Source organism: Kribbella pratensis, from assembly GCF_004365355.1.
Taxonomy (GTDB): domain Bacteria; phylum Actinomycetota; class Actinomycetes; order Propionibacteriales; family Kribbellaceae; genus Kribbella.
The window spans coordinates 2,036,749-2,060,283 of sequence record NZ_SODP01000001.1 but is presented as its reverse complement, the minus strand read 5'-3'; the positions used below and the strand labels follow the sequence as shown (position 1 = coordinate 2,060,283).

General features: G+C 66.8%; 22 protein-coding genes. 9 read left to right on the top strand and 13 right to left on the bottom strand.

The window, feature by feature from the left end:
• Positions 1-12: 12 nt before the first annotated feature.
• Together EV653_RS09790 and EV653_RS09785 are read left to right on the top strand one after the other, a co-directional pair.
• Positions 13-951: a carbohydrate ABC transporter permease gene (locus tag EV653_RS09790; RefSeq protein ID WP_134100460.1), complete on the top strand. Its 939-nt coding sequence runs from the start codon at positions 13-15 to the stop codon at positions 949-951.
• Complete coding sequence (locus EV653_RS09785; protein WP_134100458.1) at positions 948-1,841, top strand: carbohydrate ABC transporter permease; 894 nt, start codon at positions 948-950, stop codon at positions 1,839-1,841. Before EV653_RS09790 ends, EV653_RS09785 begins: the two co-directional genes overlap by 4 nt.
• A 654-nt stretch (positions 1,842-2,495) precedes the next feature.
• Here EV653_RS09785 and EV653_RS09780 read toward each other — a convergent pair.
• Positions 2,496-2,849 (bottom strand): YciI family protein, encoded by a 354-nt coding sequence (locus tag EV653_RS09780; protein WP_134100456.1) that lies wholly within the window; start codon positions 2,847-2,849, stop codon positions 2,496-2,498.
• A 321-nt stretch (positions 2,850-3,170) separates the two neighbouring features.
• Here EV653_RS09780 and EV653_RS09775 point away from each other — a divergent pair, with 321 nt between their 5' ends.
• The gene (locus EV653_RS09775; protein WP_134100454.1) at positions 3,171-6,434 is read left to right on the top strand and encodes an NACHT domain-containing protein; all 3,264 of its coding nucleotides are present in this window, start codon (positions 3,171-3,173) and stop codon (positions 6,432-6,434) included.
• 129 nt (positions 6,435-6,563) lie between these two features.
• Here EV653_RS09775 and EV653_RS09770 read toward each other — a convergent pair whose 3' ends face one another.
• The 8 genes from EV653_RS09770 to EV653_RS09735 all read right to left on the bottom strand — a co-directional run bounded on the left by EV653_RS09770 (position 6,564) and on the right by EV653_RS09735 (position 13,585).
• On the bottom strand, positions 6,564-6,914 hold the full coding sequence (locus EV653_RS09770; RefSeq protein ID WP_134100452.1) for a YciI family protein: 351 nt from the start codon (positions 6,912-6,914) through the stop codon (positions 6,564-6,566).
• Positions 6,915-7,017: 103 nt separating this feature from the next.
• Positions 7,018-7,461, bottom strand: coding sequence for a carboxymuconolactone decarboxylase family protein (locus EV653_RS09765; protein ID WP_238159656.1), 444 nt, complete (start codon positions 7,459-7,461; stop codon positions 7,018-7,020).
• A 57-nt stretch (positions 7,462-7,518) separates the two neighbouring features.
• Entirely contained in the window at positions 7,519-8,301 is a 783-nt protein-coding gene (locus tag EV653_RS09760) for a sugar phosphate isomerase/epimerase family protein (protein WP_134100447.1), read from the bottom strand.
• Positions 8,302-8,304: 3 nt separating this feature from the next.
• Positions 8,305-9,129, bottom strand: coding sequence for a carbohydrate ABC transporter permease (locus EV653_RS09755; protein ID WP_134100444.1), 825 nt, complete (start codon positions 9,127-9,129; stop codon positions 8,305-8,307).
• Entirely contained in the window at positions 9,119-10,072 is a 954-nt protein-coding gene (locus EV653_RS09750; protein ID WP_134100441.1) for a carbohydrate ABC transporter permease, read from the bottom strand. Before EV653_RS09750 ends, EV653_RS09755 begins: the two co-directional genes overlap by 11 nt.
• Positions 10,073-10,077: 5 nt before the next feature.
• Positions 10,078-11,400, bottom strand: a complete 1,323-nt coding sequence (locus tag EV653_RS09745) for an ABC transporter substrate-binding protein (RefSeq protein ID WP_134100438.1) — start codon at positions 11,398-11,400, stop codon at positions 10,078-10,080.
• A gap of 8 nt (positions 11,401-11,408) precedes the next feature.
• The gene (locus EV653_RS09740) at positions 11,409-12,551 is read right to left on the bottom strand and encodes a mandelate racemase/muconate lactonizing enzyme family protein (protein ID WP_134100435.1); all 1,143 of its coding nucleotides are present in this window, start codon (positions 12,549-12,551) and stop codon (positions 11,409-11,411) included.
• An 11-nt stretch (positions 12,552-12,562) separates the two neighbouring features.
• Positions 12,563-13,585 carry a hydroxyacid dehydrogenase gene (locus tag EV653_RS09735; protein WP_134100432.1) on the bottom strand — a complete coding sequence of 341 codons (1,023 nt, stop codon included), beginning with the start codon at positions 13,583-13,585 and terminating at the stop codon, positions 12,563-12,565.
• A gap of 71 nt (positions 13,586-13,656) precedes the next feature.
• On the opposite strand from EV653_RS09735, the gene EV653_RS09730 reads away from it, so the two are divergent.
• The 3 genes from EV653_RS09730 to EV653_RS09720 are packed head-to-tail and all read left to right on the top strand — an operon-like array spanning position 13,657 to position 16,302.
• On the top strand, positions 13,657-14,547 hold the full coding sequence (locus EV653_RS09730) for a LysR family transcriptional regulator (protein WP_134100429.1): 891 nt from the start codon (positions 13,657-13,659) through the stop codon (positions 14,545-14,547).
• A gap of 34 nt (positions 14,548-14,581) precedes the next feature.
• On the top strand, positions 14,582-15,529 hold the full coding sequence (locus tag EV653_RS09725; protein WP_134100426.1) for an SDR family NAD(P)-dependent oxidoreductase: 948 nt from the start codon (positions 14,582-14,584) through the stop codon (positions 15,527-15,529).
• An 8-nt stretch (positions 15,530-15,537) separates the two neighbouring features.
• Positions 15,538-16,302, top strand: coding sequence for a putative protein N(5)-glutamine methyltransferase (locus EV653_RS09720; RefSeq protein WP_238159655.1), 765 nt, complete (start codon positions 15,538-15,540; stop codon positions 16,300-16,302).
• Here the strand turns inward: EV653_RS09720 and EV653_RS09715 are convergent.
• Positions 16,287-18,239, bottom strand: coding sequence for an elongation factor G (locus EV653_RS09715; protein ID WP_134100424.1), 1,953 nt, complete (start codon positions 18,237-18,239; stop codon positions 16,287-16,289). The two genes, EV653_RS09720 and EV653_RS09715, sit on opposite strands and share 16 nt — an antisense overlap.
• A 162-nt stretch (positions 18,240-18,401) precedes the next feature.
• A complete protein-coding gene (gene pyrH, locus EV653_RS09710) occupies positions 18,402-19,109 on the bottom strand; it encodes a UMP kinase (RefSeq protein ID WP_134100420.1) in 708 nt (235 codons plus the stop codon).
• A gap of 117 nt (positions 19,110-19,226) precedes the next feature.
• On the opposite strand from pyrH, the gene EV653_RS09705 reads away from it, so the two are divergent.
• From EV653_RS09705 to EV653_RS09695, 3 genes are all read left to right on the top strand, one after another.
• A complete protein-coding gene (locus tag EV653_RS09705; protein ID WP_134100417.1) occupies positions 19,227-20,000 on the top strand; it encodes a DinB family protein in 774 nt (257 codons plus the stop codon).
• A gap of 47 nt (positions 20,001-20,047) precedes the next feature.
• Positions 20,048-20,632, top strand: coding sequence for a VOC family protein (locus EV653_RS09700; protein ID WP_134100414.1), 585 nt, complete (start codon positions 20,048-20,050; stop codon positions 20,630-20,632).
• Positions 20,633-20,865: 233 nt separating this feature from the next.
• A complete protein-coding gene (locus EV653_RS09695) occupies positions 20,866-21,834 on the top strand; it encodes a small ribosomal subunit Rsm22 family protein (RefSeq protein WP_134100411.1) in 969 nt (322 codons plus the stop codon).
• On the opposite strand, the gene EV653_RS09690 is transcribed toward EV653_RS09695, so the two are convergent.
• Positions 21,822-22,583, bottom strand: coding sequence for an SDR family NAD(P)-dependent oxidoreductase (locus EV653_RS09690; protein ID WP_134100408.1), 762 nt, complete (start codon positions 22,581-22,583; stop codon positions 21,822-21,824). The genes EV653_RS09695 and EV653_RS09690 overlap by 13 nt on opposite strands.
• A 70-nt stretch (positions 22,584-22,653) precedes the next feature.
• Complete coding sequence (locus tag EV653_RS09685; protein WP_134100405.1) at positions 22,654-23,532, bottom strand: AraC family transcriptional regulator; 879 nt, start codon at positions 23,530-23,532, stop codon at positions 22,654-22,656.
• Positions 23,533-23,535: the final 3 nt, after the last annotated feature.

The window sequence follows — 23,535 nt, the reverse complement described above, 5'->3', positions numbered from 1 at the left end:
AGGAGAGACAAGATGACGACTGCCATCGACACTCCGGCCACGGCAGCGGAGAAAGAAGTCAGTGCCCAAGGCAAGGCCCGGGCCAAGCGCGGGGAGAACCTCACCGGTTGGACGTTCGCGGCGCCGTTCGCCGTACTGTTCGGGCTCTTCCTCGTCGTACCTGCGCTGTACGGCCTGTATCTGAGCTTCACCGGTGAGACGCTGACCGGTTCGGGCAGCGGATTGGTCGGCTTCGCCAACTATGCGGACGCGTTGCGCGACCCGGACATGTGGAAGTCGCTCGGCAACACGTTGTGGTTCACGGCGCTGAGCACGATCCCGCTCGTCGTACTGTCGCTCGCTCTCGCATTGCTCGTGAACCTGGGCCTCCCGGGCCGCTGGTTGTGGCGCCTGTCGTTCTTCCTGCCGTACCTGCTCGCCTCGACCGTCGTGGTGATGTTCTGGAGCTGGATGTACAACCCGACGCTCGGGTTGATCAACGGCGTCCTGGCGAAGTTCGGCGCGGCGCCCGTGGCGTGGCTGCAGGATCCGAAGGTGGCGATGATCTCGGTCGTGATCACCACGCTGTGGTGGACGATCGGGTTCAACTTCCTGCTCTATCTGGCGGCGCTGCAGAACATTCCCGAGCAACAGTTCGAGGCGGCGGCGATCGACGGCGCCGGCAAGTGGCGGCAGCTGTTCTCGATCGTGATCCCGCAACTGACGCCGACCACGGCGCTGATCGTGACGTTGCAGATCCTCGCGTCGCTGAAGGTCTTCGACCAGATCTACATGCTCACCAACGGCGGACCGGCCGGCAAGACGCGCTCGATCGTGCAGTACATCTACGAATCCGGCTTCACCGGTTACCGGTTCGGTTACTCCTCAGCCATCTCGTACCTGTTCTTCGCGCTCATCGTCCTGGTGTCGCTGGCGCAGTACAAGCTGATCAACCGCAGGAGCGCCGCATGAGCACCTACACCCTGGCCCGCAACCTCCGGGGCACCGTCAAACAAACGCACAAGCCAGGCGAGAACCCCTGGAGCGTGTCCCGAATCGCCGCGCTGCTGGTTCTTGCGGTCCTGGCCGCAACCTGGCTGGTGCCGTTCGCGTGGGCCGTCGTGACGTCGCTGAAGAGTGAGGCCGACGCCGGTGCGTCGCAGATCACCCTGAACCCGCCGGACGGCTTCAGCTTCGATGCCTACCGCAAGGTGTTGTCAGCGGGTGACATCCCATCGTGGGCCTGGAACAGCCTGATCACGTCGGTCGCGATCACGCTGATCACGGTCGCGACGTCGGCCCTGGCCGGGTACGCGTTCTCGCGGGTGAACTTCAAGGGCAAACGTTGGTTGTACGCCGCGATCATCGCGGCGATCATCATCCCGCCGCAGCTGCTGATCGTGCCGCTGTTCCGGCAGATGCTCGCGTTCAACCTGGTCGACACGTATTGGGGAATCATCCTGCCGCAGTCGTTCGCGCCCGCGATGGTGCTGATTCTCAAGCGTTTCTTCGACCAGATCCCGGTCGAGCTGGAGGAGGCGGCGCGGGTCGACGGCGCGGGCCGGCTGCGGGTGTTCTGGTCGATCGTGCTGCCGCTGTCACGGCCGATCCTTGCCGCGGTGGCGATCTTCGTGTTCATCGGTGCGTGGAACAACTTCCTGTGGCCGTTCATCGTCACGACCGACGCGCACCTGATGACGCTGCCGGTCGGGCTGCAGACCGTCAAGAGTGCTTACGGGTTGCAGTACGCGCAGAACATGGCGTCCGCGATCCTGGCGGCGTTGCCGTTGGTCGTGGTGTTCCTGTTCTTCCAGCGTCAGATCATCAAAGGCATTGCTACCACTGGCTTCGGTGGTCAGTAGGTGATTGGTAGTCGGTGGTAGTTCCCCTGCAGAACAAGGTGTGGACAAAAGTTCCGGTACTCGGGATTCCGATCACGATCCCTTGAAAACGTCGTCACTCTCAGCAAGGGTTGCCTGATCACTTCCGCGTCGTTTCCGGGTGCGGGGAGGACGGGGAAGTGTGCGGTCGTTCGACCGCGTCCACCGCCACTCGGGGACAGTTCACGATGAGAAGGGGGAAGTGTGTCAGCGATGAGAAGGCTCGCCGAGCAGTGCCGTGATGTGAGGAGTCACGGCAACGCGGGGCTCGGACGAGCTGCGATCCAACCGGCGGTCTGCACCGGCATCCACGAGGTGAGCTCGTCGATCAGCCCCGTGCGACCGCGACGCGTGGCGATGCTCAGGTTGAGCAATGGAATGACGACCACGCTGCGACTCGGCGAGGGTGTCACGCTGCCTGCGCCTGGTAGCACTGTTTTCGTCCAAGGTGGCCGGGGCATGGGTGACCAGCCTGCCTCAGGTGGGGTCATCCTCGCGTCCAGCGGGCTTGTCCGGACGTCAACAGTCTGAGTCAGCGACTCGCCGGTCTCAGGTGTCAACGCCCAGCTGAGGCCGGCAAGTTGTTCGAGCCGCCCGCACGATCGAATCCCTGCCGACCGCACCCGGCAGCGCGATCTAGTCAGGCATCGGCTCCATGAGTTCCCGGATCTCGATCGGCGAGTACGGCGCCTCCGGCAGCCGCGCGGCGATCTCGGCCGCCCGCTCGAGTCCGGCGCAGTCGACGACGTAGTACCCGGCCAGCACCTCTTTGGCCTCGGTGAACGGACCGTCCGTGACCGCCGGCACCCCGTCGACCACCCTGACCACCCGCGCGTTCGTGGTGGTGAGGCCGAGGCCGTCGATGAACTCGCCGCTCGCCTCGAGCTCCGCGGTCAGCTTGCGGTGCTGTTCCATCACCTCGTCGATGCCGTTGGCATGCAGGGTGTTCCACGTCTCGTCGTTCCCGTAGATCAGCAGCATGTACTTCATACCAGCCTCCATTCACCCGGAACGTCGCTGCCCGTACCGCGGGTCAGGTCAAGTTGCTGCGGGCAACATCAATCTCGGGCGAATTCTCTGAAAGAGGTCTTTGGTCGGCATTAGCTGGTGCTTGTGGAAGGCAACCGGGCGCTGCTCGGGACCAGCGAAACCTAGAGCAAAATCTAGGGACGTGCGGTGTTCTGCCAATATCAAGTCTTTGGCGTTCCGTAATGGCGGAGAAGTTCTCTTACGGGCAAAAGGTGTCACTTAAGCGGTTTTATGCAGTACCGTCTGTAATAGAGGTGAGAAAGTGTGTTGGGGGCGCGCCGAATGGTGAACAATGCCGACCGGCCAGGGGACTTCCCGGACGCCGGGATCGTGGCGAGGATCGTTCCGATCCTGGTGGCTTTCGGGCCACCGGTGGCTGTCAGCGGCTGGTTGTGGTCGAAGGTTCAGCAGAATCCGGTGGTCAGCATCGTCGTTCTGATGGGCTATTGGTTCCTGGTCGCGGTCGTACGATTCGTCTTCCGGGTCGGCCGTGAGGTCGGGGATTTGTGGATTCCCCGGACCGCCGCGGCCGTCGACCGGAGGGTGAGTGCGTTCCTGAAGGGCTACCGCGCGCGTTATCTGAGCCAGCTGCTCGCCGGCGTGCGTGATGTCGAATTGCTCGGCATGGCCACCCAGGGAGAGTTCTCGCTCCAGCTCCGGCATGTTTATGTCGACGTCAGCCTGGCGCCGTCGCCGTTGCAGACGGCGACGCACGCGCCGTTCGTCGGAGCCGAGATTCCGGCCGGTGAGCGCCGGTCGCTGGACTCGTTCCTGGACAGCCGTCAGCCGCGGGTCTTCGCGGTGATCGGTGGCCCCGGTTCGGGTAAGACGACCCTCCTACGCCGGACGGCGATCACACTGGGAGAGCGGCGCCGGCACAAACGCGGGCTGCCGGTGATCCTTTACCTGCGCGACCATGTCCAGGAGATCATCCGCGATCCCGGGGTGTCGATTCCCGAACTGATCGCGAGCGTTACCTGGTTGAAAGGTACGGTCACGGCGGACTGGTTCGAGCGCGGCCTGACGAAAGGCCGCTGTGTCGTCATGCTGGACGGTTTGGACGAGGTCGCAGTCGAGGAACAACGGCGGCTGACATCCACGTGGGTACAGGACCAGGTCGCGCGCTATCCGGCGAACCATTTCATCCTGACGTCGCGGCCGCATGGCTATCAATCGAATCCGGTGCGGGGCGCCGACGTACTGCAGGTCCGGCGGTTCACCAGCGATCAGATCTTCAGGTTCGTGCACAGGTGGTACTACGCCATCGAGTGCCGCAGCACCGGCGAGACCGGCGAGCGAACCCGGGCGATCGCGAAGGATCATGCCACCGATCTCCTCCGTCGGATGCGCCTGCAGCCGGCCCTGTACGACCTGGCGGCCAACCCGATGCTGCTGACGATGATCGCCAACGTGCACAAGTACCTCGGCGCGCTGCCCGGCAGCCGCTCGGCCTTGTACGGCGAGATGTGCGATCTGCTGCTGCACCGGCGGCAGGAGGCCAAGAACCTGTCCGCGGGATCAGGTCCGAAGGCCGAACAGCGGGCCAAGGTGGTGCGCAAGTTGGCGCTGGCGATGATGACCCGCGAGGTTCGCGACGTGACGCGGGAGTCCGCGAGTGACATCGTCGGGCCGACGCTGGCGAGGATCCCGCGTGCCGCGACGGCCGATGTGTTTCTGGCCGAGCTCACCACGAGTGGTCTGTTCGTCGAACGCGAGGTCGGGATGTACGCGTTCGCGCATCAGACCCTGCAGGAGTACCTCGCGGCCGCGGAGATCCGTGATCATCCCGAGGTGAACGCTCTGGCGACGATGGTCGACAACGACTGGTGGCGCGAGACGATCCTCCTGTGGGCGGCGAACGCGGACGCGTCGCCCGTTGTCGAGGCATGCCTGAAGTCAGGCACGGTCGGCGCACTGGCGCTGGGCTTCGACTGTGCCGACGAAGCCCGCGAGGTCGACGTGGATCTCGTCGAACGCCTCGACGCGACGCTGTACTCGGATCCGCCGGCATCCGATGTCCTGGCACGTGACGCGCATCGCCGGCTGATGGCCGCGGTTCGCGTGTCGCGAAGCCTTCGTCACACCGTGACCCTCAGCAATGGCGCCGTGGCGTGCGCACAGCCTTTCCCGCAGTCGCTGTATCGCCTGTACGTCGACTTGTCGGGCGATCCGGGCGGTTTGGTTCGCAAGCCCGCGAAGGACGACAATGCGGAGGCGGTCGGGGTCTCGGCCGCCGAGGTCGAGAAGGTCGTGATGTGGGTCAACGGCCTGTTCGACGACGGCACCGCCTACCGGCTGCCGGTACGCCGCGAGCTCGCCGATCCGATCACCGGCGTCATCGTCGACCTGACCCGCCGGACCGTGTGGTACGCCGAGGACCCGCTCGCGGTCACGCCGGCGGGAGCGGATCCCCTGCCCGCGGTCCGCACCCGGAAGCGATACGCCGGACCACGGCTGTTCGTGCCACCAGGGGTCTCGCATCCGTACGTCGCGAGCGCCGACCTGCTCGCGGAGACCATCCGGCGCGATCTGCGCTCCGTCGTCGGTGCGCTTCCTTATGTACTGAGCCTTGCTCTCGAGCGGGATCTGGAGCGGGCCCGGACCCGAGACTTCAAGGCGACCCTCGACCGGCTCGATCTGTTGAACCACAGCATGACGCCGGCGCTGGTCAAGGACGCGATCCACGTGGATCGGGCGCTGGCGCGGAGTCGTGGCGGAGACTTGTCGCAGGATCGCGACCTGCACCGGCGGCTCGACCGCCTCAGGGATCTGGCTGATGGTTTGACGGCGGTCACGGACTTCCCCGTCCCGCCCGTGCTGGTGCGCGAGTTCCGGCGTACCCTCCGTCGGGGGCGCGCCGTCGACGAAGCGATCAGTCAGGCGCTCGACATCATCTTGACGCACTCGTTGATGTCCGACGACGTGTCGATGCTTGTCCAGGAGCTGCAGGATCCGGCGACGTTGCCCACCACCGCGCCGACGGGCCGAACCGTGCTGCAATGGGCCCCTCCGCGCATTCATCGCGACCAGTTCGAGCTCACGGTAGTGGCGCTCAGCGTGCTGCTGTCGCTCTGGGAACCGCACAAGACGAAATACCGCCACGACCAGGGATGGCTGCAGTTCGAGCGGTTCCTTGTCGACCTGTTCCCGGCGTCGAGCGAAATGACGCCGGCCATTCCTGACGAGGTCGAAGGTGTCCTGCGCGGGCTCGAGCCGTTGTTGCTCAATGCAACCTGGAGCAGTGGGTCGACTTTCGCGGGAGCCGACTCGGTCCGCGACGAGCAATGCTGGCGGATCCTGGCCCGGCGGATCGTCGTCGTGTCCGCGTCCACGCTCGCGACGACAGTCCACCACCCCGCTGCGCCGCACACCAGCAGCCGGGCGATCCGGCTCGGCTTGCTCGCAGCGACCTGCGTCGCGGACCGATTCACCGACGCCGCGATCGCACAAAGCCTTCGCGGACTGCACAGCAGCCTCACCTGCCTCGACGCCCGTCCCGACGATCCCAGCCTGCCCTCAGAGGTCCTGCTCCTCATGCGTGCGTGAACCGGGCTCCAGGCAACTACACCCGTGTTTGCTCCCTGAAGGCGCGCCACCTGGTCTCCGGCGGGCCGGGGAGGAGCTTGCCGGTCTCAGGTGTCAACGCCCAGCTGAGGCCGGCAAGTCCCTGGACGGTCAGCGCTCCGTCGGATCGGTGAACTCGCGGATCTCGATGGGGGAGTAGGGCGCTTCCGGCAGCCGGGCGGCGATCTCGGTCGCACGCTCCAGGTTGCAGTCGACGACGTAGTAGCCGGCCAGCACTTCCTTGGCTTCCGTGAACGGTCCGTCCGTCACCGTCGGTACGCCGTCCCGCACCCGCACCACCCGCGCGTTCGCCGTGGTCAGCGGCCTGTCGTCGACGTGCTCACCGCACGCCTTCAGTTCGCCGATGAGCTTGCCATGCTGTTCCATCACCTGGTCCATGCCCACGGCCTGCATCGTGTCCCAGGTCTGGTCGTTCCCGTAGATCAGCAACATGTATTTCATCGCTTGCCTCCATTCACCCGGAACGTCGGAGCGCCGGATGCCTTCTCGACATCCGGCGCTCCAGACTAGCTACCGACCAGCCACCGACTAGCTACAGGAGGTGTTACCAGGTGGCGCCGGCGGGCTGGCGAACGGTGGTGTTGATCCGGTTGAACATGTTGGTGAGTGCGATCATCAGCACGATCGCGGACAGTTCCTTCTCGCCGAAGTGCTCGCTCGCTGCTGCCCAGATCTCGTCACTGACCGAGGTCGGGTTGTCGGCCAGCCGGGTCGCGGCCTCCGCCATCTCGAGCGCGGCCCGCTCGGCATCGGTGAACAGGTCGGAGTCCCGCCACGCGGCGACCTGGTGTAGCCGTTCGTCGGTCTCACCGTTCTTCAGCGCCGACTTGATCCCGCCGAACACGCACGGGGAGCAGCCGTTGATCTGGCTGGCGCGCAGGTGCACGAGCTCCAGGATCTTGCCGTCCGTTCCGGACTGGCCGATCGCCTTGTAGATGTTCTGGATCCCTTTGGTGGCGTCCGGCAGGATCTCTGCGGGGTTGGTCATCCGTGCTTGCATGGGAGGTTCTCCGTTACCTTCTGGCAGGTTCGTGGTTTGTTGCCTTCACTCCCTTGACGGATGCTGCGCGGCTGATGTGACAGCGGAGCGGAGATCTTTTGTCAGCCGTTCCTCGACCGGTACGGCGGGATCGGAGTACTGACCGGTCAGGCAGATCGGGCCGGCGTATCCGATCTTCTGCAGTGCGGCGAACACGGCCGGCCAGTCGGCGAGGCCGTCCTCGGCCTCGACGAAGTTCGTCTTCCAGCCGCCGTCCGTGCGGAGGTAATGCACGTTCTTCAGGTTCACGATCCCGAGCCGGTCCGCGCCGAGCTCGAGCGTCACCGCAGGATGGTCACCGGCGAGTGCATCATGCGCGGCGTCCCACACGAGCTTGTACCGACCGGGCAGTCCTTCGAGCAGTTGCAGCACGCCGAGCGTCGACGACACGAACCGGCCGTGATGGGGCTGTACGCCGACCTGCACATCGTACCGCTCTGTGAGTACGGCGGCCTGCTCGAGCAGCGCGCGGTTGCGCTGCACGGATGCGGCGTACCCGTCGGGGCCGAGCTCGGCCATGATCCGGATCATCGGCACACCGGCCTCGGCGCACGCGGCGAACACCTGCTCGGACAGCTCGCTGGCGACACTGATCGGTTCGATGCCTTCGGCACGCAATTGCGCGGTGAACTTCGGCAGCTCGGCCGCGGCGTTCGCCGGGGTGACGTACGCCGTGTCGCGGACCGGGATCTCGGCGCCGCCGAATCCGATCCCGGCAACGAGCCGGCCGAGGTCGTCGCCGGGACGGCCGGCCCAGGGCTTGGTGAAGACGGACCAGAGATAGGTCATTGTTCAGCGGCCTCCCAGCCCGCTCATGGTGATGCCTCGGACGAACCAGCGTTGGGTGAGGAAGAACAGGACGATCAACGGGATCGTGGTGACGGTCGCTGCCATCAGCAACAAGTTCCACTGGGTGCCGTTGGTGTCCTGGAAGACCTGCAGGCCCACCGACGCCGTCCGCGTCGCGTCGCTGTTGGAGATGACGAGCGGCCAGAGCAGGTTGTTCCACTGGCCGATGAACTTGAACACGGCCAGCGTCGCGATCGCCGGGATCGCGAGCGGCACGATCACCCGGACGAACGCCTGCCAGCGGTTCGCGCCGTCGAGCCGGGCGGCTTCCTCGTAGTCGCGCGGGATGCCGAGGAAGAACTGCCGCAGCAGGAACACCCCGATCGCGGTGAACGCGTGCGGCAGGATCATCCCGGGCCAGGTGTCGATGCCGTGCAGCTTCGCCACCAGTACGAACTGCGGGATCAGCGTCACCTGCGACGGGATCATCAGTGTGGCCAGGTAGATCCCGAACAGCCAGCTCCGGCCCGGGAAGTTCAGCCGCGCGAACGCGTACGCCGCGAGCGCGGCCGTGACCGTTTCGAGGATCGTCGTACCGGCGGCGAAGTAGATCGTGTTCAGCAGGTACTTGCCGAGCGGGACCAGTTCGAAGGCGCGGGTGAGGTTCTCCGGGTGCCAGCTGCTCGGCCAGAACGACGGCTTCGCGGCCATCGACTCGGCGTCGGACTGGAACGCGACCAGCACCATCATCACGACCGGGATCAGCGTGAGTGCGCTGACCAGAAAGCACGCGAAGACGATCAGCTTGCGGCGGGCATCAGTTGTCATAATGCACCAACTTGCGCTGGAAGAGGAACTGGCCGGCGGTGATCATCACGATGAACGCGAACAGCACCAGCGACTGTGCCGCGGCGTACCCCTGGTCGTAGTTCTCGAAGCCGGTCCGGTAGATGTACATGACCAGCGTGGTGGTGCGCGTGCCCGGACCGCCGTTCGTCATGATCAGTGCCTGGTCGAACACCTGGAACGATCCGATCACCGAGGTGACGATGACGAAGAACAGGGCGGGGGAGAGCATCGGCAGCGTGATGTGGCGGAAGCTGTTCCAGGGCGACGTACCGTCCACGCGGCCGGCTTCGTAGAGCTGTTGCGGGATCGCCTGGAGACCGGCGAGGAAGACGACCATGCCGAAGCCGAAGCTCTTCCAGACGCTCATCAGGATCAGCGCGGGCATCGCCCAGCCGTCCGAGATCAGCCAGGCCGGTCCGTGGATGCCGAACCAGCCGAGCACGGCGTTCACCAGGCCGTCGTGCGGGATGTAGAGCCAGATCCAGACGAACGCCACCGCGACCGTGATGGTTGCGTACGGCAACAGCAGGAGCGACCGGAACACGGCGACCCGGCGTACGCCCTGGTTGAGCGGCAGTGCCAGGGCGAGGCTGACGACGATCGTCAGCGGCACGCTGACCAGAGTGAAGTACGCCGTGTTGCCGAGCGCGGACCAGAACGTCGGGTCGGGGCCGAGGCGGGCGAAGTTGTGCAGGCCGGCCCAGGTCGGTGCGCTGAACAGGTTCCAGTTCAGCAGCGAGATGACGCCTGCGGCAACGACCGGTCCGGCGGTGAAGATCAGGAAGCCGATCAGGCTGGGCAGGATGAACAGCCAGGCGGTGAGCGCCTCGCGACTTCGCCAGCGCGGAGTCGGTGGGGACGTCGGTCGGGTTGGTGTGGGAGTGCTGACGGAGGGTGCGGTATCTGCTGTTGAGAGAGCCATGGTGTTCACCCCTTCCTGGCGGTGGCTTGGCGGACGGTGTCGAGGTGCTGGCGCATCAGGATGTCGAGGCGCGGGGTGAGGCCGTTGATCGCGTCCGGGACGCTGACCTGACCGAGGAACGTGCGCGGCAGGTCCTGGCCGAGCAGCTGCTTGACCTGGTTCCAGTTCGTGGTGACGTCGAAGGCGTGACCGCCGGCGAGCTTGCCGGCCAGGATCTCCTGGACGATGCCGAGGTTGTCGGGCGGCGGCTGGAACGCGCTGCCGGCGCTGAGCCGGGCCGGGTTGTTGCGGCCGGCCTTGGCGTAGATGTCGAGTGCGCCGGTGCTGGTCAGGGTCTTCATCAGCTTCCACGCGAGGTCGAGCTCGGCTCCCTCGCGCACCCCCGATGGAATCGCGAAGCTGGAGCCCGAGACGCGCGGTTTGCTCCCGGCCGCACCCGCCGGGAACGGGATGATGTCCCAGTCGAACTTCGCCTTGCGCGCGTTGACGACCTGCCACGGGCCGTTCTGCATGAACGCGACGTTGCCCTGCAGGAAGTTCGACAGCGAGCTCTCGGTGACCAGGTTCTTGATCGGCGGGGTGACCTGGTCCTTGACGAACAGGTCGATGACGTACTGCAGGGCCTCCATCGCTTCCGGATCACCGAGCGTGCTGCGGCCGGCGTCGTCGCTCATCACGTTGCCACCGGCGCAGTAGATCCAGGACACCAGGTCGTCGATGGCCGGCGCGCAGGTGAAGCCGTACTGCTGACCGGGCTTGGTGAGCTGCTTGCACAGGTCGCGGAAGGTTGCCCAGGACATCGGTTCGGTCCGGGACGGCAGTGGAATGCCCTGCTTCTTCAGCAGGTCCTTGTTGTAGTACATGACCGTTGGCGCGACGTCGAAGCCGATCGCGTACGTCTTGCCGTTGAAGCTCCCGATCCGCCGGCTCGTCTCGTAGAAGTCGTCGAGCGAGAAGTCCGGGTCGGCGGCGATCAGGTCGTCGAGCGGCCGGTGCGCGCCGCGGGCGGCGTACGTCGGGATCAGGGTGCCGTTGAGCGCGGTCACCAGGCTCGCCGTACCGCTGACCAGCTGGAGATCGAGCTTGGTCGGGTAGCCGGTCGACGGTGTCAGGCTGGCGATGGACTTGACCTTGAGCTGTTGCTCGACGTACTTGCCGAAGTCGTCCCAGACCTTCTTCTCGGCGGCGCTGCTGGACCACATGGACCAGGTGGCGGCACCGGCCGGCGGCCCGGACGAGCACCCGCTCACGGCTCCGGCCGCGGCGACCCCGAGCCCGGCAAACCCGGTCATTCCGAGGAACCTGCGGCGGGACAGGTTTGTTGACATGGTTCTCCTCACCGGTAGAGCAGGTCGATCGACTCGGCGCGGATTCGCTCCTCGTCGACCTGAACGCCCAGTCCAGGGGCGGTGGGGACCGTTGCGACGGCCTTGGTGATGCTCAGCCCCTCGACGTACAGATCGGTCAGCAGCTCCGGCCCGTTGAGCTCGGCGGGCAGGGCGAACTCGAGCTGACTGAACACGTGCAGCGCGGCGGCGAACGCGACTCCGCAGTCGGTCAGGCCGCTGGCCAGAATCTCGAGCCCGCCGGCGAGCGCGGTCTGGGCGGTCTTCAGCGCGTTGCGCAGTCCACCGGACTTGCAGACCTTGACCACGACCAGGTCGGCCGCGTCCAGGCGGATCGCCCGGGCCAGGTCCTGCGCCGAGAAGCTGCCTTCGTCGATCGCGATCGGCAGGTCGATCAGTTCGCGCAGCCGGGCCATCGCCAGCGTGTCCGTACTCGGCACCGGTTGCTCGATGCAATGAATCGTGTGGATGCCGGCGGTCCGGTCGCGCAGCTGCCGGAGCGCACTCGGACGGTAGGACTGGTTCGCGTCGAGCCACAACGGCTTGCCGTCGGCAACCTCTGCGACGGTCTCGATCGCAGCGGTGTCCGCGTCCAGATCCCCGCCGATCTTGACCTTGTACGCCGCATAGTCCGCCGACGCGATTGCATGTTCGCGTACGGCGTCCTGGTCGCCGACCCCGATCGCCGAGCAGAGCGGGATCTCGTCGTGGATCTTGCCCCCGAGCAGCGCATGCACGGGTACGCCGGCCAGCTTGCCGGCCGCGTCGTGCATCGCGACGTCGATCGCGGCCCGGGCGAACGGGAACCCGTTCGACACCGAGGGACTGAGTCGGTTGGCGGCGCGTTGGTGGAACAGCTCGACATCGAACGGTGTGAGTTCGAGCAGGATCGGCGTGAGATGCCGCCGGATCACGACCGCCATCGTCTCGGCGGTCTCGTAGCTCCAACTCGGTAGCGCGCGCTGCTCGCCCCAGCCGACGACGCCGTCCTCGGTGGTGAGCTTCACGAAGATCACCGCGCCGGCCTGGTCGGGCGCCGCGTCGGGGGAGCCGACCGCGCCACTGCCGAGCACGAACCGGCGTGCGAACGGCACTGCGACCGGGAAGACCTCGACATGGGTAATGCGTGACATGGCCGTTCCTCTCACGCAGCGATCGACCACGAGGCGGGATCGACGAAGCTCGGTCCGCGGGTGCCGTCGTCGAGCCATCGGAGTGCGTCCTGGAGCACGTAGCCCGCCAGCGCGAGGTGGCCCTCAGCCGTGTCTCCGGCGATGTGCGGGGTCAGCAACAGGTTCGGGGCGTTCAGCACGTTCTCGTCGAATTGCGGCGGTTCGGGATCGTAGACGTCGAGGGCCGCGTAGATGCGCCCGTCCAGCGCATGCTCGAGCAGCGCTTGCTGGTCGACGGCCGGTCCCCGGGAAGAGTTCACGACGACCGCGCCGTCGGGAAGGCCCTCGATCAGCGCGCGGGTGATCATGCCCTTCGTCTCGGGGACGTTCGGCACATGGATGCTGAGGAACCGTGCAGTGGCCGCGTCCTCCAAGGCGGTGCTCCGGACTCCGAGTTGGGCCGCGCGCTCGGCGCTGAGATAGGGGTCGTAGACGGCCAGGTCGCAACCGAACGGCTTCAGCAGGGTGATCAAGGCCCGCGCCGTACTGCTCGCGCCGATGATGCCGACCTTCGCGCCGGCCAGCTCGTGACCGCGGTACGCCGTCTGCTTCCATCCGCCCGCGCGGACGGCACCGTCGAAGCGGGGGAGGCGGGCCAGTGTGAGCATCGACGCGAGGCAGTACTCGCCGACAGACCAGGCGATCCGCGGACCGGCCGAGAACACCGCGACGCCCTGGTCCAGGATGACCGGGTCGATCAGGTTCTTGACCGTGCCGGCCGCGTGGGCGACGACCTTCGGGCCGTTGCCGTCGGACCACAGCTCCTTGCCGAGGTGAGGCGTACCCCAGCTGGTGAGGAGGACGTCGGCGCCTTTCACCAACTCGGGTACGGCGGCGGGGTCGAGCGCCGGGGGTTTCGCGGCGGATCCGGGTCCGGCGGTGTGCTCCGACGTTGCCCAGACCACGTCGAAACGGTCCTGCAGCAGCTGGCGGGTGTCGGTGTCGACGACATCGGCGGCACGTTCGGGCGAGAAGAGCGCGGCGAGTTTCGGCATGGAACCGACGGTAAGCGCATTCCGTTATGCAGGTCCAAGCCCATTTCCGTATGAACCGATACCGTGTGGGCATGGATCTGTCTCTCCAGCAGCTCCGCGGGTTCGTCGCGGTGGCCGAGGAACTGCACTATGGCCGGGCTGCCCAGCGGCTCAACCTGACGCAGCCGCCGCTGACCCGCCAGATCCAGGGTCTCGAGCGGACCCTGGACGTCCGGTTGTTCGATCGCACCGGCCGCGGCGTACGGCTGACGGCGGCCGGCGACGTGTTCCTCGAGCACGCCCGCCGCGTCCTCGCGCTCCTCGACGTCGCCCCGGAAGCGACTCGCCGTGCGGCTGACGGGACGACCGGGACGCTGCGCCTCGCGTTCACGGCGATCGGCGCGTACGCGGTACTCGCGGACTTCCTGACCATGGTCGGCAAACGCACGCCCGGAGTCACCGCCGAGCTGACCGAGCTCGTCAGCCCGGCGCAGTTCGAGGCCCTGGCGAATCTGGAGATCGATCTCGGGCTCGTGCGGCCGCCGATTCCGGAGCGGTTCGAATCGATGCTGGTGCACTCCGAGGATCTCGTGCTCGCCGTACCGGCGTCCCATCCGCTGGCCGACGGCGACGGGCCGGTCGCGCTGGTGGATGCGACCGACGATTACATCGGCTACAGCCCGGAGGGTTCGCAGTATCTGCATGACATCTGTGCCGCGATGATCGGGATGGACCGGTACGCCGTGAGCCAGCTCGCCTCGCAGGTGCCGACGATGCTCGCGCTGGTCCGGGCCGGACTCGGATGCGCCTTGATCCCGCGGTCGATCATGGCGATGAGGGTCGAGGGCGTCCGGTACCGCGAACTGGACGCGGCTGATGCGCATTCGGTCACGCTGCACGCGTGCTGGAGTCCCGACAATCCCAACCCGGCACTGCAGCGGTTGGCGGAGTCGATGCGGCAGGATCCGCACCTCGGGGCTTGACTTTGAGCGCACTCCAATTCATAGGCTGCTGACCATGGGTGAACAGCACAAGATCGGTTCGGGTTTCGGGCACGACACCACTGCGGATGAGGTCCTCGCGGGGATCGATCTGACCGGCAAGCTCGCGATCGTCACCGGCGGGTATTCCGGTCTCGGTCTGGCGACGACGAAGGCGCTGACTCGCGCGGGCGCGAAGGTGATCGTGCCGGCCAGGCGGCCGGACGCGGCGCGGGAGGCGCTCGCCGGCGTCGACGGTGTCGAGATCGACGAGCTGGATCTCGGTGACCTGGAGAGCGTGAAGGCCTTCGCGGACCGGTTCCTGGCGTCCGGGCGATCGATCGACATCATGATCGACAACGCCGCGATCATGGCCGCTCCGGAGACGCGGGTCGGCCCGGGTTGGGAGGCCCAGTTCGCGACCAACCACCTGGGGCACTTCGCGCTGGTGAACCGGCTGTGGCCGGCGCTCGTGGCCGACGGCGGTGCCCGGGTCGTGTCGGTGTCGTCGACCGGGCACCGGCGGTCGGACATCCGGTGGGACGACCTGGAGTTCCGGCAGGGGTACGACAAGTGGGAGGCGTACGGGCAGGCGAAGACGGCCAACGTGCTGTTCGCGGTCCAGCTCGATGCCCTCGGCAAGGAGTCCGGCGTACGGGCGTTCGCGCTGCACCCCGGCGGCATCATGACTCCGCTGCAGCGGCACCTGACGCGCGAGGAGATGGCCGGCTACGGCTGGCTCGACGAGGACGGCAATCCGGTCGTCGGTTTCAAGACGCCGGAGCAGGGCGCCGCGACGCAGGTCTGGGCCGCGACGTCGCCGCAGCTCGACGGTCTCGGCGGAGTGTTCTGCGAGGACTGCGAGATCGCGGAGGTGTCGACCGACGACGCTCCCGGCGTACGACCGTATGCGATCGACCCGGCCTCGGCAGAGCGGTTGTGGACGGTGTCGGCAGAGCTCACCGGAGTAAATGCTTTCGGATAATCTGTCTTGTGATCACTGTCGTTGAGCGGCTGCGCGCGTCCGGTTCCGTGTTCGCCGAAGACGAGGCCGCGCTGATCGCCGAGTCCGCGCGGGACGAGGCCGAACTGGCGGCCATGGTCGACCAGCGGGTCGCCGGGTTGCCGTTGGAGTACGTCGTGGGCCGGGCGTCGTTCTGCGGGTTGCGAATCGCCGTCGACACCGGGGTGTTCATTCCACGTCGCCGTACCGAGTTCCTGGTGGCGGAGGCGTTGCGGGTCACCGCCACGGGAGCGGTCGTGGTCGACCTCGGCTGCGGCACGGGTGCTCTCGGCGCGGCTGTCGCAGCCCAGCGCGAGGTGACTTTGTACGCCGCCGACATCGAGCCTGCCGCGGTCGAGTGCGCACGCCGCAACCTGCTCGCGTCGGGCGGCACGGTGTACGAGGGCGATCTGTTCACGGCGTTGCCGGATCGGTTGCGCGGGCAGGTCGACGTACTGCTGTCGAACGTTCCGTATGTGCCGACGGACGAGATCCGGCTGCTGCCGCCGGAGGCTCGGCTGTACGAACCGCACGTCACATTGGACGGCGGCGTGGACGGTCTGGCTGTGTTCCGGCGAGTGTCTGCCGAGGCGGCAGACTGGCTGGCACCCGGCGGTCACTTCTTCGTCGAGATGAGTGAACGCCAGGCGCCGGTCGCGCGTGCGGTGATGATCGAGCACGGTCTGGCCGCCGAGATCGTCGAGGACGACGACCTCGGCGCGACCGTTGTGCACGGCGTCTATACCCGCCGCTGAATGTGCAGTAGGTACTCGCGCCGGTTGCGCGGGTCATGGTCGGTGCGCGGCCGTTCCGGGATCGGGCCGGTGACGGGGTGGTAGCGCTCGAACGCGGACTCCAGGACGCCTTCGCCGCGGGTGAGGGCGGGGAGTTGCTGCTCGAGTTCGTAGACGGCGGCCGCGGGGATTTCTCCTTCCAGGGTTGAGGTTTCGGCGGCGAGTGCGGGTACCTGCGGGATCGCGCGGAGGCGGGCGAGGGTCGCGAGGACGGCGCGCGTGGTGTCGGTCGGGATCTCCAGCTGGAAATGGTGCATCGGCTCGTGCACCGTCGTACCTGCCTGCCGGAGGGCCGTCATCAGGACGAGCGGGGTGAGGTTGCGGAAGTCGCCGGCGGTGCTGGACATGCTCTTGTCGAACACGGCATGGGCGTGGCTCTGGCGGGCGGAGTAGCCGGAGTGCGTCATCACGACGTGTGCGTCGGGGATCTGCCAGCCGTGGATGCCCTGGTGCAGCGTTTCGCGGACGGTCTCCTCGACGGCCTTGATGAACGCGTACGGCATCGAGCCGAGCTCGACCTCGAGTTCGAAACTGACGCCGGCGTTCACCGGCGCCGGCTCGACGCGCAGGCCGATGGTGGCGAGGAACGGGTTCAGGTCCTTCTTCTTGAACTCGACCGCCGCGCCGGTGCCGACGAGCCGTTCGATGCAGATCGTGGTCGTCTCGCGGAAGTCGACCTCGATCCCGAACTCGGTCGCCAGCGTCGTCTCGATGACCTCCTTCTGTACTTCGCCGTACAGCGACACGTAGGTCTCCTGGCGGAGGTCGTCCTGGCGCAGGTTGATCAACGGGTCCTGCTCGGCGAGCTGGGTCAGCGCGACGCGCAGGTTGCCCTTGTCGGACGGCTTCCGCGCGGAGATCACCGTCTCGAGCGTGGGCGGCGCGAAGAACGCCGTCGTCTGCCGGGGCTCGGGGTCGTCGAGCGCGGTGATGCGGTCACCGATCTGGACATCTGCCAGGCCCCAGAACTTGCCGATCCGACCGGCCTGTACGGCGTTCGCCGGGCCTTCACCGATCACCTGCAGAGCGGTGATCTTCGCGTCGTTCGCGCCGAAGCGCACTCGGTCGCGGACGTGCACCGTACCGGAGAACAGGCGGACGTACGCGATCTTCTCGCCGGCCGGCCCGCGTTCGACCTTGAACACGGAGCCGTCGAGCTGGGTGCCGTTGGTGCGGGCGCGGGGGAGCAGGTCGCGGATGCCGTCGGTGAGGGCGTCCGTACCGGCGCCGGTGATCGCGGATCCGAAGTACACCGGGTGAACCCGCGCCTGGTGGATCTGAGTGCGGAGCGCCCCGTCCAGTGCGAGCGGTTCGCCGTCGACGTACCGCTTGAGGAGGTCGTCGTCGCGCTCGGTCAGGACGTCGACGAGAGTGGTCTCCTGGAGGATCGGCTTGAACGTCGCCTCAGGCGTGCCGAGGTAGGTCGCCTCGCCCATCGGAACGATCGCAGGCGTCAGCTTGGTCGCGATCTGACGGAGCACACCGTCGTACTGCGCACCCGGTCGGTCGAGCTTGTTGACGAAGATCAGGGTGGGGATGCGCAGGCGTTGCAGGGTCCGCATCAGCACGCGGGTCTGCGCCTGGACACCCTCGACCGCGGAGATCACCAGCACTGCGCCGTCCAGCACGCTGAGCGCACGCTCCACCTCGGCGATGAAGTCCGGGTGGCCCGGGGTGTCGATCAGGTTGACCGTCAGGTCGCCGATCGCGAACGAGACGACCGCGGACTTGATCGTGATCCCGCGCTGCCGCTCGAGCGCCAGTGAGTCGGTCTGGGTGCTGCCGTCGTCGACGCTACCGACCTCGTCGATGACTCCGGCGGTGTACAGCAGCCGCTCGGTCAGGCTGGTCTTTCCGGCGTCAACATGCGCCAGGATCCCAAGATTGAGTACTTCCACGCAGCTTCATGTCCTTTGAACAGGTGACAGTCCGATCAGCAACAGACATGAAGCGAGATCGCATGACGGACTCCTTTACTGAACACCTGCTCGTACGCCCTCGAGTACACCAACTCACCCCGAGCCGCGCCAAACCATTTAGCGCATCCCTACAACTTCCACCTACATGATGGTTGTGCCGACCTGGGTGCCGTTGACGATGGCGGAGGCGGCGCCGGTGCGGTCTATGTCGAAGACGTGGAGGGGGAGGTGGTGGTCGCGCGCCAGGATGAAGGCGGACTGGTCCATCACGCCGAGGCCGCGGTCGATGACTTCGGTGTAGGTGAGATGGTCGAAGCGCTTGGCGTCGGCGTGCTTGTTCGGGTCGGCGTCGTACACACCGTCGGTGCCGTTCTTCGCGACCAGCAGGGCGTCGGCCTCGAGCTCGACGGCCCGCTGGACCGACGGGTAGTCGGTGGTGGTGAACGGCTGCCCGTTGCCGCACGCAAGGAGGACGATCGAGCCCTTCTCCAGGTGCCGCAGCGCGCGCAACCGGATGTACGGCTCGGCCAGGTTGTCGATCGGGATCGCGGTCATCAGCCGTACGCCGTGGGCTCCGAGCGCGGCCAGCCTGCCGCGGAGCAGGACCGCGTTGATGACCGTGCCGAGCATGCCGATGTTGTCCGCCTCGACCCGGTCGATACCCCAGTCGTCGGCCCGGTTCCCGCGGAACACGTTCCCGCCGCCCACCACCACCGCGACTTGTACGCCGGTCGCACGCAACGCGATCACCTCGTTGGCAAGGTGCGTGAGCCGGTCGCTGTTGAATCCGAACTCGTCCGGGCCGGCGATCGCCTGCCCGGACAGCTTGAGCACGAGCCTGCGGTACATGCCGCTCCGTTCCGATCAGAAGGTGTCGTCGTACCGACAACCGCCAGCAGGTTTATCACGGACCCGGTAACACCGGGTCCCTTGTAACCCCAGGCGGCCGCGCGCGAAGGTGGTCCGGTGGCTGAGTCCAGGGAGTCCAGGGAGTCCAAGGAGTTCAAGGAGTTCAAGGAGCAGGATCTGAGCGGCGCTCGGTTCGAGGATGTCCGGCTTCGCGACGCGGTGTTCGACAACGTCGACCTGACCGGCGTCACGATCCGTGCTGCCCGGGTGGTTGACGTTTCGATCGACGGCGATATCCAGAACCTGCGGGTCTGGGGCATCGATGTCGTACCGCTGATCGACGCCGAGCTCAACCGTCGGTATCCCGATCGGGCGAAGATGAGCCCGACGCACGCGGACGGTTACCGGGAGGCATGGGAGTTGCTCGAGCGGTTGTGGGCCGAGACCGTCGAGCGGGCCCGGGCGATGCCGGAGGACTTGCTGCACGAGTCGGTCGACGGCGAGTGGTCGTTCATCGAGACGCAGCGTCACCTCGTCTTCGCGACGGACGCCTGGGTACGCCGAGCCATGCTTGGCGATCCGGCGCCGTGGGACCCGCTCGATCTGCCTCACGACGAGATGTCCGACGTACCCGGCGTGCCGCGTGATCGCGCCGTACGGCCGTCGCTCGATGAGGTGCTCGCGTTGCGGGCCGATCGGATGCGGACCGTGCGGGAGGTGCTCGCCGGGTTGACCGATGAGCAGCTGGGCGAGATGACGGTGCCGGTGACCGAGCCCGGGTATCCGGAGTCGGAGAGCTTCAAGGTGAGCCGGTGTCTCGGCTGCATTCTGAGCGAGGAGTGGCAGCACCGGATGTACGCCGAGCGCGATCTCGCCGTACTGCGTGGGTAGAACTGTCGGAGTGGTGTTCTAGCCTCATTCGGGATTGGAGGTTCGGCATGGTGCTCGCGGACTGGCGGAAGATGGTTCAGGCGCAGCAGGCGAGGTTCGTGACCGCATCGCTGGCTGAAGGTGCGCGGTTTGTGCGAGCGGTCGGTGAGGCGTGCTCGGACGCCGACCAGGTGCCTGAGCTGCGGCTAGGTGCGACGTTCGTCGACGTCTCCAGTCGGGATGAAGCCGTGGCGGAGCAGATCAGCGCAATCGCGGCGGACCACGGTCTGACCGCCGATCCGACGGCTGTGGCGCAGCTGGAGATCGCGCTGGACACGGCCGACCTTCCCGAGATCGGACCGTTCTGGGCGGCAGTGCTGACCGGGACCACGGACTCGTTCAAGGGAAACGACATCCTCGACCCGACGGGCCGCGTCCCGAACCTCTGGTTCCAGGGCACCTCTCCGCATTCGACACCACGACAACGGTTCCATCTGGATCTCTGGCTGCCACCGGAGGTCGTCCCGGATCGCATCAAGGCCGGCCTCGCCGCGGGCGGCACGATCGCGTACGACGACGAGGCGCCGGCGTTCACCGTCCTCGCGGACCCGCAGGGCAACAAGGTCTGCCTGTGCACGGCGGAAGGCCGATAAATAGGCCGCGCGATGAGAGCGGCTCTGCTACGGTCGGGCTCAATCCGAGGAGGTGCGTGATGACTTGCAAGGTGATCCGGTTCCGCGCCAATCCCTCCTCCGCTGTCTGCTGACAGGTCGCTGACAGCTTCTCTCCGGACCTGGTTGGTGCGTCGCGGCGTCAGGCCGCGGATCACGTGTGCGCTGAGTTCATCCCGGCGCGCACTCCGTGCCGACCGAACCGGAGCTTCCGCATGTCCTCCGTGGACACCCAACTTCATGCTGCCCTCGCACGCGCCCTCGACGGCGTCCCGCACCACGAACTACGCCGCCGCGTCGACGCGCTCTCACACCGCTACCGCACCGAGCAGGTCGACGACACCGCTGCCGGAATGCGCGATCACCTCGACGCCCTCGCGTACGCCGTCACCCGCATGCCGGCGACCTTCCGCGCCCTGTACGCCGCACTCTCAGCAGCCGACCGTCACATCGACGCATCGTTCACCACCCACCTCGACCTCGGCGGCGGAACCGGCGCCGCCGCCTGGGCCGCTTCAGCTATCTGGCCGACCATCACCACCGAGATCATCGAACGCCAGCCGGCCGCCATCAGCCTCGGCAAACAGCTTGCCGAAGGCAACCGTTGGCGCTGGACGACCGCAGACCTCCGCCACTGGACCAAGCCCCGCGACCCGAGCGCGTCAGCCGAGTCGGTGGATCTGATCACGATCGGCTACGTGTTGAACGAGCTCACCGACAGTCTCCGCCGCACCCTGATCCAGACCGCAGCCCGGTTCGCCACCACGATCGTCCTCGTCGAACCAGGCACGCCCCACGGCCACCGCCGTACGCTCGAAGCCCGTGATCAGCTGATCGACGACGGCTTCACGATCGCGGCTCCCTGTCCGCATCAAGGCGAATGTCCAACCGACTGGTGCCACTTCGCCGCCCGCCTGCCCCGGACCGAGCTGCACCGCGTGCTCAAGGACGGCACCCGCAACTACGAGGAGGAGAGATTCAGCTACGTCGTCGCGACGCGCGACCCGGTCCGGCCTGCTCCGGCTCGGGTGATCCGCAGACCGGGCAGACCGAAAGGCCGGGTCGTGCTCGAGCTCTGTACGTCGGCCGGCGCCGCGCAACAGCTGATCGTGCCCAAGTCGGATGACGCCTACCGAGCAGCCCGCGGCATCAGTTGGGGAGACGCCTGGAGTCAGAGCTCGTAGCCGCCCGAAGCCTCCACTGTCTGAGCGGTGATCCAGCCCGAGTCGGGGGAGCCGAGGAACGCGATGACCTTGCCGAGGTCGTCGGACTCACCGATCCGGCCGAGAGCGGTCCGTTCCGCGATCGGGGGAATCCACTCGGGATGCTCGGAGAACGCGTCGCCACCAAGACGGGTCCGGGTCACGCCGGGAGCAACGGCGTTGACCCGGATCCCGCGGACACTCAGCTCCTTGGCGAGGTACCGGGTGAGCACGATCTGCGCGCCCTTCACACTCGCGTAGACCGAGTACCCCGGCGACGGCCGCGCCGACTGGAGCGCCGACGTGCTGGTCGTGTAGACGATCGAGCCGTTGTCGGCGATCAACGGAAGGAGAGTCTGCGTGAGGAAGTACGGACCCTTCAGATGGACGTTGACCATCTGATCGAACAGGTCCTCGGTCGTCTCCTCGAACATCACCGGAGACTGCCCGACGCCGGCGTTGCTGACGAGGAAGTCGAACGTCGTCCGATCCCAGTGCTTCAGTACGTCGGTCAGCGCGGCCCGGAACTCCGCAAACGTCTCCGGCCGCGAGACATCGAGCGGCAGCGCAACCGCAGTACCGCCGTCCTTCTCGATCCGCTGGACCGTGTCGAGGCCGCGTTCGCGGCTGCCGTGGTAGGTGACGACGACGGCCGTGCCGCGCTTCGCGATCTCGAACGCGGCGCCCTGGCCGATGCCGGAACTTCCGCCGGTGATCACAGCTACTTGCATAATCGTGCACAACTCCTACTGGGTCAGGAACAGGTACGACACCAGTAGATCTGCTGGGGCTGCGATCTCGTTAGATCAATTCTGGCGCCAGCTTGCCTGATCCTGCTCGATCGCGGCTCGGCGGCGTACCGAACTCGCGGCGGTACTCGCGGCTGAACTGAGACGGGCTGTCGTAGCCCACGGCGTACCCGGCGCTCGTCACGTCCTCGCCGAGTCCGACCACGCGGAGCCGGGCTTCGTGCAGCCGGATCTTCTTCTGGAACTGGATCGGGGTGAGCTCGGTGACGGTGCGGAAGTGACGGTGGAAGGCCGACGTACTCATACCGGCCATCGCAGCCAGGTCCTCGACCCGGAACGGCTCGGTGTAGTGCTTGCGGATCCAGCCGATGACACGAGCGACGTGCGACAGGCTGCTGTCGGCGAGCCCGATCTCGCGGACCGCGGCGCCTTGCGGGCTCCGCAGCAGCCGCCAGAGGATCTCGCGCTGCACGAGCGGCGCGAGCACGGGGGCGTCATCGGGTTGGTGGACCAGTCGGACCAAGCGGACCATCGCGTCGACCAGTTCGGCCGGTGCGTGGTCGACGGTGAGACCGCGGACCGTGCTGCCGGGCTTCTCGCTCGCGTCGAGGAGCAGCGAGGCGATCGACTCCGGTCGCAGCTCGAGCCCGACGCCGAGGCATGGCGCGTCCTTCGATGCCTCGACGAAGTGCCCTGTGACCGGTAGGTCCACGGACACGATCACGTAGTCGCCGGCGCCGTACTCAAACACCTGCTCGCCGAGCGCCAGCCGCTTCCGTCCCTGCGCCACCAACGCGAACGTCGGCGACGCGAGCCCGGCCGTCGGCGGCGTGGGTGCGTCGACAAGCGACAGCAACAACCCGTCGATCACGCCCTCACGCCCGACCGCGCCGACGATCAGCTCGCGCAGCTCCGCCAAGGCTTGGTCCATGGC

What these genes read in the sequence shown, in the direction of transcription:
- EV653_RS09790 (WP_134100460.1), top strand. Translation starts at nt 13, where the DNA reads ATGACGACTGCCATCGACACTCCGGCCACGGCAGCGGAGAAAGAAGTC.
- EV653_RS09785 (WP_134100458.1), top strand. Translation starts at nt 948, where the DNA reads ATGAGCACCTACACCCTGGCCCGCAACCTCCGGGGCACCGTCAAACAA.
- EV653_RS09780 (WP_134100456.1), bottom strand. Translation starts at nt 2,849, where the DNA reads ATGAAGTACATGCTGCTGATCTACGGGAACGACGAGACGTGGAACACC.
- EV653_RS09775 (WP_134100454.1), top strand. Translation starts at nt 3,171, where the DNA reads ATGGTGAACAATGCCGACCGGCCAGGGGACTTCCCGGACGCCGGGATC.
- EV653_RS09770 (WP_134100452.1), bottom strand. Translation starts at nt 6,914, where the DNA reads ATGAAATACATGTTGCTGATCTACGGGAACGACCAGACCTGGGACACG.
- EV653_RS09765 (WP_238159656.1), bottom strand. Translation starts at nt 7,461, where the DNA reads ATGACCAACCCCGCAGAGATCCTGCCGGACGCCACCAAAGGGATCCAG.
- EV653_RS09760 (WP_134100447.1), bottom strand. Translation starts at nt 8,301, where the DNA reads ATGACCTATCTCTGGTCCGTCTTCACCAAGCCCTGGGCCGGCCGTCCC.
- EV653_RS09755 (WP_134100444.1), bottom strand. Translation starts at nt 9,129, where the DNA reads ATGACAACTGATGCCCGCCGCAAGCTGATCGTCTTCGCGTGCTTTCTG.
- EV653_RS09750 (WP_134100441.1), bottom strand. Translation starts at nt 10,072, where the DNA reads ATGGCTCTCTCAACAGCAGATACCGCACCCTCCGTCAGCACTCCCACA.
- EV653_RS09745 (WP_134100438.1), bottom strand. Translation starts at nt 11,400, where the DNA reads ATGTCAACAAACCTGTCCCGCCGCAGGTTCCTCGGAATGACCGGGTTT.
- EV653_RS09740 (WP_134100435.1), bottom strand. Translation starts at nt 12,551, where the DNA reads ATGTCACGCATTACCCATGTCGAGGTCTTCCCGGTCGCAGTGCCGTTC.
- EV653_RS09735 (WP_134100432.1), bottom strand. Translation starts at nt 13,585, where the DNA reads ATGCCGAAACTCGCCGCGCTCTTCTCGCCCGAACGTGCCGCCGATGTC.
- EV653_RS09730 (WP_134100429.1), top strand. Translation starts at nt 13,657, where the DNA reads ATGGATCTGTCTCTCCAGCAGCTCCGCGGGTTCGTCGCGGTGGCCGAG.
- EV653_RS09725 (WP_134100426.1), top strand. Translation starts at nt 14,582, where the DNA reads ATGGGTGAACAGCACAAGATCGGTTCGGGTTTCGGGCACGACACCACT.
- pyrH (WP_134100420.1), bottom strand. Translation starts at nt 19,109, where the DNA reads ATGTACCGCAGGCTCGTGCTCAAGCTGTCCGGGCAGGCGATCGCCGGC.
- EV653_RS09700 (WP_134100414.1), top strand. Translation starts at nt 20,048, where the DNA reads ATGGTGCTCGCGGACTGGCGGAAGATGGTTCAGGCGCAGCAGGCGAGG.
- EV653_RS09695 (WP_134100411.1), top strand. Translation starts at nt 20,866, where the DNA reads ATGTCCTCCGTGGACACCCAACTTCATGCTGCCCTCGCACGCGCCCTC.
- EV653_RS09690 (WP_134100408.1), bottom strand. Translation starts at nt 22,583, where the DNA reads ATGCAAGTAGCTGTGATCACCGGCGGAAGTTCCGGCATCGGCCAGGGC.
- EV653_RS09685 (WP_134100405.1), bottom strand. Translation starts at nt 23,532, where the DNA reads ATGGACCAAGCCTTGGCGGAGCTGCGCGAGCTGATCGTCGGCGCGGTC.